The sequence below is a fragment of the Clostridium algoriphilum genome, assembly GCF_020443705.1.
Lineage (GTDB): Bacteria > Bacillota > Clostridia > Clostridiales > Clostridiaceae > Clostridium_AD > Clostridium_AD algoriphilum.
The window spans coordinates 12,589-27,132 of record NZ_JAIZZK010000024.1; the positions used below are offsets into that span (position 1 = coordinate 12,589).

At 32.3% G+C, this 14,544-nt stretch carries 11 protein-coding genes; 3 read left to right on the top strand and 8 right to left on the bottom strand.

The genetic code is table 11. The annotated features are described in order from the left end of the window. Positions 1 to 113: 113 nt before the first annotated feature. Complete coding sequence (locus LGK95_RS15745) at positions 114 to 890, bottom strand: EFR1 family ferrodoxin (protein WP_226125729.1); 777 nt, start codon at positions 888 to 890, stop codon at positions 114 to 116. 280 nt (positions 891 to 1,170) lie between these two features. Between LGK95_RS15745 and LGK95_RS15750 the strand changes: the two genes are divergently transcribed. Continuing rightward, entirely contained in the window at positions 1,171 to 1,854 is a 684-nt protein-coding gene (locus LGK95_RS15750) for a LiaF transmembrane domain-containing protein (protein WP_226125730.1), read from the top strand. A gap of 158 nt (positions 1,855 to 2,012) precedes the next feature. On the opposite strand, the gene LGK95_RS15755 is transcribed toward LGK95_RS15750, so the two are convergent. The 7 genes from LGK95_RS15755 to LGK95_RS15785 form a co-directional block, all read right to left on the bottom strand. Further along, the gene (locus LGK95_RS15755; RefSeq protein WP_226125731.1) at positions 2,013 to 3,488 is read right to left on the bottom strand and encodes a 4Fe-4S dicluster domain-containing protein; all 1,476 of its coding nucleotides are present in this window, start codon (positions 3,486 to 3,488) and stop codon (positions 2,013 to 2,015) included. A 424-nt stretch (positions 3,489 to 3,912) separates the two neighbouring features. Beyond that, positions 3,913 to 4,962 carry an aldose epimerase family protein gene (locus tag LGK95_RS15760; RefSeq protein ID WP_226125732.1) on the bottom strand — a complete coding sequence of 350 codons (1,050 nt, stop codon included), beginning with the start codon at positions 4,960 to 4,962 and terminating at the stop codon, positions 3,913 to 3,915. Between the two features lie 47 nt (positions 4,963 to 5,009). Then, positions 5,010 to 6,992, bottom strand: coding sequence for a transketolase (gene tkt, locus LGK95_RS15765; RefSeq protein WP_226125733.1), 1,983 nt, complete (start codon positions 6,990 to 6,992; stop codon positions 5,010 to 5,012). A 16-nt stretch (positions 6,993 to 7,008) separates the two neighbouring features. After that, positions 7,009 to 7,656: a fructose-6-phosphate aldolase gene (fsa, locus tag LGK95_RS15770; protein ID WP_226125734.1), complete on the bottom strand. Its 648-nt coding sequence runs from the start codon at positions 7,654 to 7,656 to the stop codon at positions 7,009 to 7,011. Between the two features lie 74 nt (positions 7,657 to 7,730). Continuing rightward, positions 7,731 to 9,197 (bottom strand): L-arabinose isomerase, encoded by a 1,467-nt coding sequence (gene araA / locus LGK95_RS15775; RefSeq protein ID WP_226125735.1) that lies wholly within the window; start codon positions 9,195 to 9,197, stop codon positions 7,731 to 7,733. 19 nt (positions 9,198 to 9,216) lie between these two features. After that, on the bottom strand, positions 9,217 to 9,918 hold the full coding sequence (locus LGK95_RS15780) for an L-ribulose-5-phosphate 4-epimerase (RefSeq protein WP_226125736.1): 702 nt from the start codon (positions 9,916 to 9,918) through the stop codon (positions 9,217 to 9,219). 3 nt (positions 9,919 to 9,921) lie between these two features. Continuing rightward, positions 9,922 to 11,607 carry a ribulokinase gene (locus LGK95_RS15785; RefSeq protein ID WP_226125737.1) on the bottom strand — a complete coding sequence of 562 codons (1,686 nt, stop codon included), beginning with the start codon at positions 11,605 to 11,607 and terminating at the stop codon, positions 9,922 to 9,924. Positions 11,608 to 11,789: 182 nt separating this feature from the next. On the opposite strand from LGK95_RS15785, the gene LGK95_RS15790 reads away from it, so the two are divergent. Then, positions 11,790 to 12,875: a GntR family transcriptional regulator gene (locus LGK95_RS15790; RefSeq protein WP_226125738.1), complete on the top strand. Its 1,086-nt coding sequence runs from the start codon at positions 11,790 to 11,792 to the stop codon at positions 12,873 to 12,875. A gap of 183 nt (positions 12,876 to 13,058) precedes the next feature. After that, positions 13,059 to 14,456, top strand: a complete 1,398-nt coding sequence (locus LGK95_RS15795) for a sugar porter family MFS transporter (RefSeq protein ID WP_226125739.1) — start codon at positions 13,059 to 13,061, stop codon at positions 14,454 to 14,456. The last annotated feature ends 88 nt before the right edge of the window (positions 14,457 to 14,544 follow it).

Consider the following 14,544-nt stretch of genomic DNA (forward strand, 5'->3'; position numbering starts at 1 on the left):
GTGCGTTACTTAAGTACATATTCCTTAAAATGACTTATGACAATCAGCTGTTTTTTTTTGCAATTCCTTTTCCTATTTTCATTTTCTAGATTGAATCAACCAATAAATCTACCTTACAAATGAAATAGTTCCTTCGCCGATATATCTGGATGATGATAACGGCCCCTTTTTACTGTTACTTTTTTATATTGAATTGATTTTTGTGGACACCATTGCATACAAGCAACACATTGCTCACATTTATGTTGCCATTGTGGTTTACCCTCATTCATTTTTATATTACTCGCAGGACACACCTTTACGCATGTACCACAACTATTACATTTTTCATTAGTCCAAAAATCTTTATCTTTTTCATAAGGTTTAAAACTACTGTAAATCATGCCACCAATAGTCTTCATTATATTTTCTCCAACTCCACTAAATTTAACTATTTCGTTATTATTTATGCTTTTAACAATTTCAGTAATTTTTTCTTTTTCATTTTCAAAACATTTTTTTTGTTTCTTCTCTGAGTAAGGCGCGTAAATCACTTGATAATTTCCTGGCATCTTCATTTTAAATGCTGCTGAAAGCTTAAGACCCTTATCAGTTAGCAGCATTTCTAATTGAGAAATAGAAGCCCCTGCTGCTGCTCCAAAAGTTACAACAGTATAAACATAGGCTTCCTTTGGGATATTGACTTTTTCAATGAATTCCTTAACTAAAAGAGGCATTCCAGAAGCGTATACAGGAAAAACAATCCCAATTTTGTTTAATGTTGTTCCATCTATATCCATGTTGTTTTTAGAAATTTGTATAATTTCAGTATCTTTTAATCCAGCTGCAATATCCTTTGCAACCTTTAAAGAATTACCTGTACCACTAAAACAGTAAATTATTGTCTTCATAGAATAACACTCCTATATCAATTTTATTTTAATTAAAACAATTCCATATGAAACTTTAAATTATATTTAATATTATAATATATATTTCTTACTGTCAAGATGTTACAAAAAGAGCAACAACAATTAATGTCCTATACATCCATAATATAAAGATATTTATATGTTTTTTATTAATACCAAATAAACTTATGTCATAGTATAATAATATGCATATAATTTAAGGGGGGAGGAACAGTAAATAACTGCTGCAACCTCACAATAAATATGGGAGGGGATTATTTTGAAAGATAAATTTTATTTAGGTATTATATTCATACTAATAGGTATTAGTGTAGCATTTAAACAACTAGGACTTTGGGATTTGAGTAACTTAATATGGACTTGGTGGCCACTTCTACTTGTAGGTGCTGGAACACGTCAGTTAATCAGAAAACCTATTTCTAAAACTTCAGGCATTACATTGCTTGCACTTGGTATATTATTTCAAATGCGAGAACTCAATATTATTAATGTCAGCCTAATGAGTTTTTTTTGGCCTGCCATTATTATAGCTATCGGTGTATCATTGTTATTGCCTAAGTCATTAAAAAAAGAAGATTATGAATTTAGTAAAAAAGAAGTTGACCAAGATGTGGTGGATGATTTATCAGTTTTCTCAGGTGTAAATAGTAGAAATAACTCTAATAACTTTAGGGGTGGTAGCCTCGTTTCTATATTTGGTGGTATTAACATGGATTTGAGTAATGCTAATCTTTTAAATGATGCTGCAAGAATAGATGTAACAGCTGTTTTTGGTGGTGTAAACGTAATAGTTCCTAAAAACTGGACCGTTGTAGTAAGGGGCATTCCTATATTCGGTGGATGGTCAAATAAAACTAATAGCAAAAATTATGATAATCCAGATGCACCAGTTTTAACTCTGAATTGTTTTGTAGCTTTTGGTGGTGTAGAAATAAAAAATTAGACTATTATAATTAAGTATAATAGGTAAGAAACTAATAATGTAATAGTAAGGACAGTTAATCTATGTAGTTACAGACTGAAATATAATTTATAAAATAAAAAATGATATAGAACTTTTCTTCTAAAGAAAAGTTCTATACCATTTATACAAATCAAATGTTATTTAGACATAAAATCTTTACCACGGTGCATGTCAACTTCTTTTACTTTTATTATTCTAAGTGATTCACTATCAACTTTATCTAAAGCTAGCTTCCCATATTTAGTAACTTCATTTTTATCTTTAGGACCATGTCTAAGTGAAGCAGCACCACCTATACATCCACCAGTGCATGCCATTCCTTCAATAAAATTACCAGCTGATCTATTAAATTTTAATAGTTTTAGTGCTTTCTCACATTCAATTAAGCCATCACAACTTATAGGTTTAAATTCAACTGAAGTATCCCTAGTATCGACTAAATGTTTTACTGCCTCAGTAAGGCCACCTGATTTAGCAAATATTCTTCCATAAAAAGAAGCATTGTTTAATGCAAGTTCCTCGCATTTTTCAATATCTATTTCAAATGCATCAATCATTGCTTGAAGCTCTTCAAAAGTTAATACATAATCAGTAATTCCTTTTATATCATCTTGCTTTATCTCCATTTTTTTAGCAGTACAAGGTCCTATAAACACAATTTTAGCTAAAGGATCTGTATTTTTAATTAGTTTAGATATTGCTATCATTGGAGAAACTGTACTTGAAACGTGTTTACCAAGTTCGGGGTAATTTTTCTTAATGTATGAAACAAAAGCTGGGCAACATGAACTAGTCATTGTTTTAATTTCCTCAATAGTTTCTATAAATTCCTGTGTTTCATTTTCTACCACCATATCTGCACCAATGGCAACTTCTATGACATCATGAAAACCCATCTTTTTTATGCCTGAAACTACTTGTCCAATGCTCGCATAGGTAAATTGACTAGCAATTGCAGGTGCAATAACAGCATATAAATGCATATTATCATTTTCTTTTGCTTCTAGTAGTTTATTAGTAACGTCTACTACTGAGGATTTATCCATAATTGCGCCGAAAGGACATTGGTATACGCAAGCACCACATTGTATACATTTATCATTATCTATTACTGCTTTTTTATCTTCATCAATACTCAATGCTCCTGCACTGCAAGCTCTACGACAAGGTCTCATAACATCAGAAATTGCATTATACGGACAAGCTGTTTTACATTTACCACATTCAATGCATTTATTCGTATCAATGTAGGATCTTCTATTTATAGAGTGAATTGCGCCCACAGGGCATGCTTGAATACATTTATGAGTTAAACAACCTCTACAGGCCTCTGTAACAGAAAAGCGTTGAATTGGGCATTCGTCGCAAGCAATACTTATTACTTCAATAACATTTTTATTCTTTTTATTTCCACCCATTATAAGTTTTATTCTCTCTCCTATAATTGCTCTTTCTTTATGAATGCAACAACGAGTCCTTGCTTTAGGTCCTGGAACAAGAACCTTGAATAGATTTTTATGTTCTTTCTTTAGAGTTCCTTTAATAGCAAGCTTAGTTACTTCCCTTATTACCTCATATTTTATAAGTTGTATATCATTATCAAAATTCTTCAAATTATCACTTCTCCTATTTTTATAATGTTAAGATACAAATATCATTTTAGAAATTCTAATAAAACGTCAAAAGTTATTTATTTCTTATCATTGAGAATTTACCCATATATACTATGTTTGAGTTATTTATAATTCCATCAATTAAATCATAAACTTCTTATAAATAGCAACTACTATCAATATCTAGTTATTGTTATCATATAGAACGTTACAAGTAATGTTTTTATTTACATTAGAATAATATCATTATGTTAATAGATTATCAAGTGAAGTCCATTGGCATTTTAAAAGTTTTGAAAACTTATTGAAGCATTCAGAAAATTTACACACCAATAAAATTGTTGATTATAAATCAAATCATATTAAAACTTAAAAGGGAGTAAATTTCTTAATGAAATTTACTCCCTTTTTTAGTGCTACCATATTATTTTATTGAAAACTTAAATATAGTTGAGTTCTTATACTCATCCCCTGCCCTTAATATTGGGGAAGGAAAATGTTTATGTTTTAATGAATTTGGGAAATATTGAGTTTCAAAACATAGGCCACTACGCCTTGCATAATTAGCACCATCCTTGCAATTCTTACTTTCATATATAAAATTACCAGTATAAAATTGTATTCCTGGCTCAGTAGTATAAACATCCATAACTCTTCCACTAGATGCATCAAATGCCTCTGCAGCTTTTTCTTTGCCCTTATTCAATATCCAGTTATGGTCATAACCATGCGCAAATTCTATTTGTTGGTATTTACTATTTATCCCATTTTCTACTGGAATTAACTTTGTAAAATCCATTGGAGTATCAAATACGCTTTCAATTTCACCAGTTGGGATACTATTTTTGTCATTGACAGTAAACTTATTTGCATTAATCATAACCTCATGCTTAAGAATATTTCCTGACGCATGGCCTGATAGATTAAAATATGAATGATTTGTTAAATTTACTACAGTATCTTTGTCTGTTGTTGCAAAGTAATCCAGTTTAAGTTCATTATCGTCAGTTAGTGTATATGTGACTTTAACATCAAGATTTCCAGGATAACCTTCCTCGCCGTCAGAGCTATAATAACAAAGATTTAAACATTCATCTTGTCCTCTTGTAGATACCTCTGCTTTCCAAACAACCTTATCAAAACCAATAAGCCCGCCGTGAATATGATTTTCACCCTCGTTTTTAGTTACATTATATTCAGTACTATTAATTATAAACCTAGCATCTTCAATTCTGTTTGCATGTCGCCCTACGATTGCACCAAAGTATAATTTGTTTGCAATATAATCATCAAGTTTATCATAACCTAATACAACATCATCAAACTTACCGCTTTTATCAGGTACTATAATAGACGTTATCGTAGCACCATAATTCATTATTTTAGCAGTCATGCCATTACTATTACTTAATGTGAACATATCAACCTCTGTGCCATCTGGTGTTTTTCCATAAAATTTCTTTGTAATACTCATCATTTAACCTTCCTTTCGTAATTCACTTAATGTATAATATAAATTACTTATTTATTAACCACTTTCAATGATTTTTCTACTACATTATCTACTGTAAATCCAAATTGTTCAAATAGTATTTTAGCTGGTGCAGAAGCTCCAAAATGATCTATTGATACTATATCTCCCTCAAAACCTGTATATTTATGCCATCCAAAAGATGTACCAGCTTCAACTGCTAATCTTTTAGTAACTTTTTTAGGTAGAACACTTTCTTTGTAATCTTCATCTTGTTTTTCAAAAACTTCCCAAGATGGCATACTTACAACGCTAGCATCAATTCCCTTTTCCTTTAATACCTTAGCTGCTTCATATGTTAATTCAACTTCTGAACCAGTCGCCATTAATATAAGATCTGGAACTTTCTTTTCACTTTTTCTTATTATATAGGCTCCCTTTAATGCATCTGCTCCGCTTTCATCATATAAAGGTAAGTTCTGCCTTGAAAGTACTATCGCAGTAGGACCATCTTTCCTATTTATTGCTGAGCACCAAGCAGCTGCTGTTTCTTTAGAGTCAGCAGGTCTAAATACTTCAACATTCGGAATACTTCTCAATGCTGCTAATTGTTCTATCGGTTCATGAGTTGGTCCATCTTCTCCCACTCCTATACTATCGTGAGTTAATACATACACAACTGGAAGATTCATTAATGCTGCAAGTCTTATAGATGGTTTCATATAATCTGAGAATATAAAGAAGGTAGATACGAAAATCTTTAGTCCTCCATGTACACAAACTCCGTTAGCTATAGCTGCCATCGCATGTTCACGTACACCAAAGTGAAGATTTGCACCACTTCTATCTTCTTTTGAAAAGTCTCCTTTTCCATTCATATATGTTTTATTAGATGGTGATAAATCTGCAGACCCACCTATTAAGTTTGGAACTATGTTAGCTAATCGATTTATTACTTCAAAAGATGCAACTCTAGTAGCTTTTTTGCCTGTAAACTTCCAGAATCCTTCATCCTTTAATAAATCAACAGATAGTTCATTTTTATACCACGAGTCCCATTCTGAGGCAAGATCAGGATATTTTTTCTTGTAATTTTGGAGCAATAAATCCCACTCATTCTCAGCATTTGCTCCACTTTCTATTACTTTGTTAGAATTTTCTTTTACTTCCTTTGGAACATAAAATTCTTCTTTATAATCCCATTCTAAAAATTCTTTTGTTTTTTTAAGATTTTCAGCACCTAGAGGCTCTCCATGTGCTGCAGCTGTGCCAACTTTTGGAGATCCATAACCTATTTGAGTTTTAATTACTACAAGTGTTGGCTTTGATAATTCATTCTTGCCTTGATTAATAGCAGCATAAATATCTTGTACATTGTTACCATCTTCTACTGTTATAACTTGCCATCCGTAAGATTTATATCTAGCTCCAACATCTTCTCTAAAAGCAATAGTTGTACTTCCTTCAATTGAAATATTATTTGAATCATATAATACTATTAATTTTCCAAGTCCAAGAGTACCTGCAAGTGATGCACCTTCAGAAGTTATACCTTCCATCATATCTCCATCACCAGAAATCACATAAGTAAAGTGATTAACTACTTCAAAGCCTGGTCTATTAAACTTATTAGCCAAATAACTTTCAGCTATTGCCATACCTACACCATTTGCTTGTCCTTGCCCGAGTGGTCCTGTTGTTACTTCTACGCCTTTAGTATGGCCGTATTCAGGATGTCCTGGTGTTTTACTTCCCCATTGCCTAAAATTTTGCAAATCTTCAATAGTTAATCCATAGCCATATAGATGAAGAAGTGAATATAAAAGCATAGAACCATGTCCTGCAGATAAAATAAATCTATCTCTATCAGTCCATTCTGGGTTTTTGGGATTATGTTTCATAATCTTTGCCCAAAGAGTGTAAGCCATAGGAGCTGCTCCCATTGGAAGACCTGGATGACCAGAATTTGCTTTTTCAACACCCTCTGCTGATAATAATCTTATAGTATTTATTGATAAATTATCTACATTCATTATGTTCTCCCCCTTATTATTTACCGAAAGTTTCTTTCCAATCTTTAGCAAATTTTTCTATTCCGTTATCTGTTAATGGGTGTTTTATCATTTGTTTAATTATTTTAAGAGGTACTGTAGCAATATGTGAACCTGCAACTGCAGCATCTGTAACATGCATTGGATTTCTTATACTTGCAGCAATTATTTCAGTATCTATTTCGTGTACTTTAAATATTGTAACAATAGTTCTTATTAAGTCCATAGCATTAGCATTTATATCATCAAGTCTTCCGATAAAAGGACTTACATAAGCAGCCCCTGCCCTTGCAGCAAGAAGAGCTTGCCCTGCACTAAATATTAATGTTACATTAGTTTTTATTCCTTCTTTTGAAAGTACTTTAACAGCCTTAAGACCATCTTCTGTCATTGGTATTTTAACAATCATGTTTTCATGAATTTTAGCTATTTCTCTTCCTTCTTTTATCATACCCTTTACATCTAATGAAATAACTTCTCCACTAATAGGTCCGTCAACAATAGAAGCTATCTCTTTTATAACCTCATTAAAGTCTCTACCTTCTTTAGCTATTAGAGATGGATTAGTAGTTACACCACAAATAACACCCATTTCATTAGCTTCGCGGATATCTGCTACATTAGCTGTATCAATAAATAATTTCATATACTTTTCCTCCTCGTAAAGGGTTAGATAAATCATACCTAACCTCTTATTTTTTTAATCTTATATATTACTTTTTATCTCGTTGTATCTTTTATAATGTCTCTTAAGTTTGTGTTATGATCTATTATAACAGTTTCTAGCCCAACCATGCGACTCCAATCATAAATTTGATCAACTGTTAACTTTAATGTAATAACTGTATGATGACCACCACCAGCATAAATCCATGCTTTAACACCATCACTGAAATTTGGTTCTGGTTTCCATACCATCTTTGCTACAGGTAGGTTTGGCATATCCTCAGTAGGTTTAACCGCTGTTAATTCGTTAATAATTAGTCGATAAGATGATCCTAAATCAAGCATAGATATTGCAACTCCAGCCCCAACTGATCCGTTAAATATTAAACGAGCTGGATCCTCTTTATCGCCAATGCCTAATGGCTTAACAACTACGCTAGGCTTGTCTGAGGCAAATGTTGGGTCAACTTCAAGCATATGTGCGCCTAAGATTCTTTCATTACCAGTACTTAATTCATACATGTAATCTTCCATAAATCCTGTTTTCTCATTACTTGTCATAACCTTAAATAATCTAGACATCGCTGCAGTTTTCCAATCTCCTTCTCCAGCAAATCCGTATCCTTCAGCATTTAATCTTTGAACTGCAAGTCCTGGTAATTGTTTCATGCCATATAGGTCTTCAAAATTTGTTGTAAATGCCGTGTAATTTCCTGCTTCTAAGAAAGTTCTTAATCCTTTTTCAATTCTAATTTGTTCTTTTACCTGTTTCTCATAGAACTTAGGATCATTATCTCCTATGTCCATAATATATATTTTCTTAAATTCTTCGTAAGTAACATCTACTTCTTTTTCTGAAACTTTACTTATTGACGCAACTAAATCACCAATAGCAAAGTAATCAACTGTCCAACCAAACTGAATCTGAGCCTCAATTTTATCTCCTTCAGTAACAGCAACATTACGCATGTTATCACCGAATCTGGCAACTTTTATTTCCTGACTCATAATATAACCAACGGCTACATTCATCCAATCAGCAATTTCTTGTTTTATTTCATCTTTTTTCCAGTACCCTACAACTACTTTGTTATGTTTGTTTAATCTCGCATTAATAAAACCATATTCGCGGTCCCCATGAGCACTTTGATGTAGATTCATATAATCCATATCAATTGTTTTCCATGGAATATGTTCACTAAATTGTGTTGCTAGATGTAATAATGGTTTCTGTAATAATTTTGTTCCAGCAATCCACATTTTAGCAGGTGAGAATGTATGCATCCAAGTGATAACACCAGCTACCTCATCATTATAATTTACTTCTTTCATTAAATGTGTAATTTCATCAGCAGATGTTGCAAGTGACTTAAATACTATTGTGTATGGTAATTTTCCACTCTTATTTAAACCATCTGCAATTGCTTGTGAATCCCTTTTTACTTCATCTAAAGCATCCTGACCATATAAATTTTGACTACCTACGATAAACCAAAATTCCATTTTTTTATTTTTAAGCATTGTATATTACCTCCTCATCCTATTTTTTATTTTGACCATAATATGCATTTTTTCCATGTTTACGATTAAAATGTTTGTCTAATAACACTCCATCCATCTTAATATTATGTGGATTCAACTGCAGAGAGTGATATGCCATTTTTGCAACTTCTTCAAGTACTACTGAATTATGAACTGCATTTTTGGGACTTATTCCCCAAGTAAATGGTCCATGGTCATTAACAAGTACTCCTGGCACATAATCTGGATTTATATCACTATTATTAAAAATTTCAACTACAACATTACCAGTTTCTTTTTCATAATCTTTATTTATCTCTTTTTCGCTCATTGACCTCGTTACTGGTATGTCCCCATAAAAGTAATCACCATGTGTGGTGCCAGCAGCTGGAATAGAAACACCTGCTTGAGCAAAAGAAACAGCCCAAGGAGAATGAGTATGAACTACACCCATAATGTTTGGAAATGCTTTGTATAACACTAGATGAGTTGGTGTATCACTTGATGGATTTAATTTGCCTTCAACTATATTTCCATCAAGATCAACAACAACCATATCACTAACACTCATTTGTTCATATTCAACTCCACTAGGTTTTATTACTATTAAACCCTTTTCGCGATCAATTCCGGATACATTACCCCAAGTGAAAGTTACTAAGTTATACTGAGGTAACAATAAATTTGCTTCCAATACTTTTTGTTTTAAATCCTCTAACATAAATTAACCCTCCTTAGATACAGATTCCTTAATCTTTTTCAAATGTTTCATTACATCATTTGCACCACGTCCAAAGTAATCGTGTAATTTTACATACTCTTTATAAATTTCTTCATAACGCTTCACATTTTCTGAAATTGGCTTAATTGATTTCTCTTTAAGTCTTGCCATTTGCTTTGAAGCTTCTTGTATTGTGTCAAATCCATTTGCCTGCTTGCCTGCTGCAACAGCTGCAAACATTGCGGCTCCAATAGCGGGTGCTTGATGATGCTCTGATATAAACATTTCTTTATTAGTAATATCCGCATATATTTGATTTAACATCTGATTTCTATGAGGTAATCCTCCACAAACGGTTAAAGTATCAATTGGTACACCATTTTCTTCAAATGTGTCTATAACAAGACGTTTACCAAATGCTGTTGCTTCTATTAAACAGCGATATATTTCTTCTGGCTTTGTCTCAAGATTCATACCTAATATTAAACCAGTTAAATCTGTATCTACTAGAACAGAACGATTCCCATTCCACCAATCTAATGCTATTAATCCACTCTCACCAATTTTAAATTTATTAGCCTTTTGTTCAAGTAATTGATGAATATTTAAATCTTTCTGTGCTGCTTCTTTATAATAACTTTCTGGTACTTGATTTTTTACAAACCATCCAAAAATATCTCCAACTGCATTTTGACCAGATTCATAAGCATAAAATCCTGGTACAGCACCATCTTTAACTACTCCACACATTCCAGGTACTGGTATTTCTTTTTCTCCAAGTGTTATATCACAAGTAGATGTACCCATTATATTAAGCATTGTTCTTGGTTTTACAACTCCTGTTGGAGCAACTGAAACGTGAGCATCAACATTACCAACAGCCACAGCTATGCCTTTATTTAAGCCAGTAGCCTTAGCTACTGTTTCAATTAATCCACCTGCTTTAGTTCCTACAGGATAGAATTCAGTTCCAATTTTTTCTTCAATTACATTTTCCATTAGAGGATTTAGTTCCTTAAAAAATTCATTGCTTGGAAATCCAGTTTCGGCATTCCATATTGCTTTATAACCTGCTGTTGTTGCATTTTTTATTTTATTTCCAGTTAACTGCCAAGTCAACCAATCTGTTGCTTCCATAAAAGTGTCCATAGCTTTGTATACATCAGGTGCTTCTTCAGCTATTTGCATAAGTTTTGGGAATACCCATTCTGAAGAAATTTTACCACCATAATACTGAAGCCATGGTTCGCTACGTTTTCTTGCTATTGCATTTAATCTATCTGCTTGATCTTGTGCTGCATGATGTTTCCAAAGTTTAACCCATGCATGTGGATTATCGTGCCATTCTTTTATATTCATTAAAGGAGTACCATCCTCTTTAACAGGAAGTACAGTGCAAGCTGTAAAATCAATAGCTACACCTATAATATCATCCTTTGAAATTGTCTTTGTTGCGTCAATAACTGCTTGTTTAACTGTTTCTATAAAACATTTATAATAATCATTTGGATCTTGCAATGCCCAATTATTACCTAATTTAATCTGAGTTCCAGGTAAAGTTTCATCAATTACCGCACTTGGGTAATCTTTCACTGCAGAGGATACAACCTTTCCATTATCTAAGTTTACAACAACTGCCCTTGAGGACAAAGTTCCATAGTCAACTCCAACTGTATATTTCGTAGTCATTTTACTGACCCCCTTCTTAGTAATCGTTCTTAGTAATCGCTTTCAATACAAACTATAGTATTTATTCGTATAAATGTCAATACATATTTATTATTTATACGTACTAATTTTATTATATCATTGTGAATGCTCTCGCCATCTGATATAATATTTAGTGAAATAAATTATTATAGGAGAAATATATGAAACACAAATATGAAGAAGTAATAGAAGCAATTATTAATTGGGCAATTACTGAGAAATATAAGCCTAACGAGAAGATCCCAACTGAATCTGAGCTAATGTCTCTCTTTAACGTCAGCAGACATACAGTCAGAAGAGCTATAAGTGATTTAAGCGCTCAGCAGTATGTATATAGGATACAAGGAAGTGGCATATATCTATCTGATTGGAAACAAAATAGTATACATTTAAAGAAAAATAAAAATATAGGTGTTCTTACAACTCATATATCTAATTATATATTTCCAGATATTATTAAAGGTATTGAAGATACACTCTACGCTGAATCTTATTCTCTTTTATTGTCGTCCACTAGCAATAACATAATGTTTGAAAATAGTAATTTGAAAAATTTGCTCGCACATAAAATAGATGGTCTTATTTTAGAACCAACAAAAAGTGCGTATCAAATTCATAATCTAGAATATTTAAATAGTATAATATCTCAAAATATTCCTATCATTATGATAAATGCATCCTATTATGAAATTAACGTGCCCAGCTTACGTGTTAATGATTTTAATGGGGGCGTAATGGCCACTAATCATTTAATTTCTTTGGGACACAGTAATATAACAGGTATATTTAAAGTTGATGATTCTCAAGGTATCCATAGAATGAATGGATTTATTACAGAATGCCAAAACAATGACATTCCACCGTCGAAAAATCAAATTTTAACTTATCTTTCAGAAGAAGTGGAAACAATACTTCCCCAAAGAATAGAGGTTGTACTCAAATCAGAGAAACGCCCTACAGGTATTTTTTGTTACAATGATGAAATTGCATACATGGTATTAAACATCGCACATAAATTAAATTTGAGAATACCTGAAGACCTCTCAATTATCGGCTTTGATGACTCTATGCTCTCAAAAATTATGGACCCCAAACTGACTTCCATAACACATCCAAAAGAACAAATGGGCATTGATGCAGCTAAGCTAATTATAAAATTAGTAAATAATAATAATCAATTTGAGGACAGTGATTCTATATTATATGAGCCGAGTCTTGTTATTCGTAATTCTACTGTCTCACTTTAAACGATAAACCATAAGCCGTTATACAATTGTATAACGGCTTATGGTTTTTTTACATTTTATTTGTACCAATGAATAATATATTTTTATTGACATTTGTACGTATATATATTATTATAATGATGTAATCGCTTGCAATTATTAATAATACAAAACTTAGGAACAAATATATAAGGAGGAATTAAAATGTCAGAAAAGCATAAAAAAAACCGTTCTTTGTTATTTATCATTCTAATATCCTGTGCTGCTGGTTTAGGTGGTTTGTTATACGGGTATGATACAGCCGTAATTTCGGGAGCAATTGGCTCCTTACAAAAATTATATAATCTAACACCAATGATGGAAGGTCTAGTAATTTCAAGTATCATGATTGGTGGTGTAGCCGGTGTTGGTATTTCAGGGTTTTTAGGTGATTTCATCGGTAGAAAGAAGGTATTGATGTTTGCTGCTGCTTTGTTTGGTGTATCAGCATTAGCATCTGCACTATCACATTCAGTTGAAGCTTTAATTATTGCTAGAATAATTGGTGGTCTAGGTATCGGTATGGCTTCTGCATTATCTGTAACTTATATTACAGAGTGTGCTCCACCAGCTATTCGTGGTAGACTTTCTGCACTATATCAATTGTTTACTATATCAGGAATGTGTCTTACTTACTTCATTAACCTATGGATTGTAAATATGGGTAGCGAAGCTTGGCTAACAACAACCGGGTGGCGTTGGATGCTTGCTTGTGGTATATTCCCATCTGTTGTGTTTTTATTAACGTTATTTTTCGTTCCAGAAAGTCCACGTTATTTAGTAAAAGCGGGAAAATTAAAACAGGCTTCTGCCGTACTTAATAAAATTAATGGACCAATAATAGGAAAACAAGAATTTGATTCAATTTCTAACTCATTAGTAGTTGAAAAAAATTCAACTCTTAAACAACTTTTTAAACCAGGGCTTCGTAAAGCGTTGGTAATTGGAATTTTCCTTGCCATCTTTAATCAAGCAGTTGGCATGAATTCAATAACATATTATGGTCCTAAAATATTTGAAATGATTGGTTTTAAAACTAATTCAAGTTTTCTCGCTACAAGTGTAGTCGGTGTTGTAGATGTAATAGCTACTGTGCTTGCTATGTTCTTAATTGATAAAGTTGGTCGTAAGAAGTTAATGGCAATTGGTTCCGCATTAATGGCTTTCTTTATGCTTTTTATAGGATTAGCGTTCTATACACATTATGCAAACGGAATGGTGATTTTATTCTTGATTCTTGGCTTTGTTGCTTCATTCTGTATTTCAATGGGTCCAATTCCTTGGATTATGATTCCTGAAATATTCCCGAATTATTTAAGAGCAAGAGCAACCGGTATTGCAACTATGTTCCTATGGGGTGCTAACTGGGCAATCGGTCAATTTACACCAATGTTACTAAGTAGTATTGGCGGTGCATTTACCTTCTGGATATTCTGCGGTTTAAATGTTATTTGTTTCATATTCGTTACAACAATGGTTCCAGAAACAAAAAATAAATCTTTGGAAGAAATTGAAAAATTCTGGATTCCTAAAAATATTAAAAAGGTAAATGCCAAAGTTTAGTTAATTCTAATAAACGAAAAATAAGATAGGACCAATATATTGGCCCTATCTTATTTTTCGTTTATTATAAAAATATTAAAAGAATAAC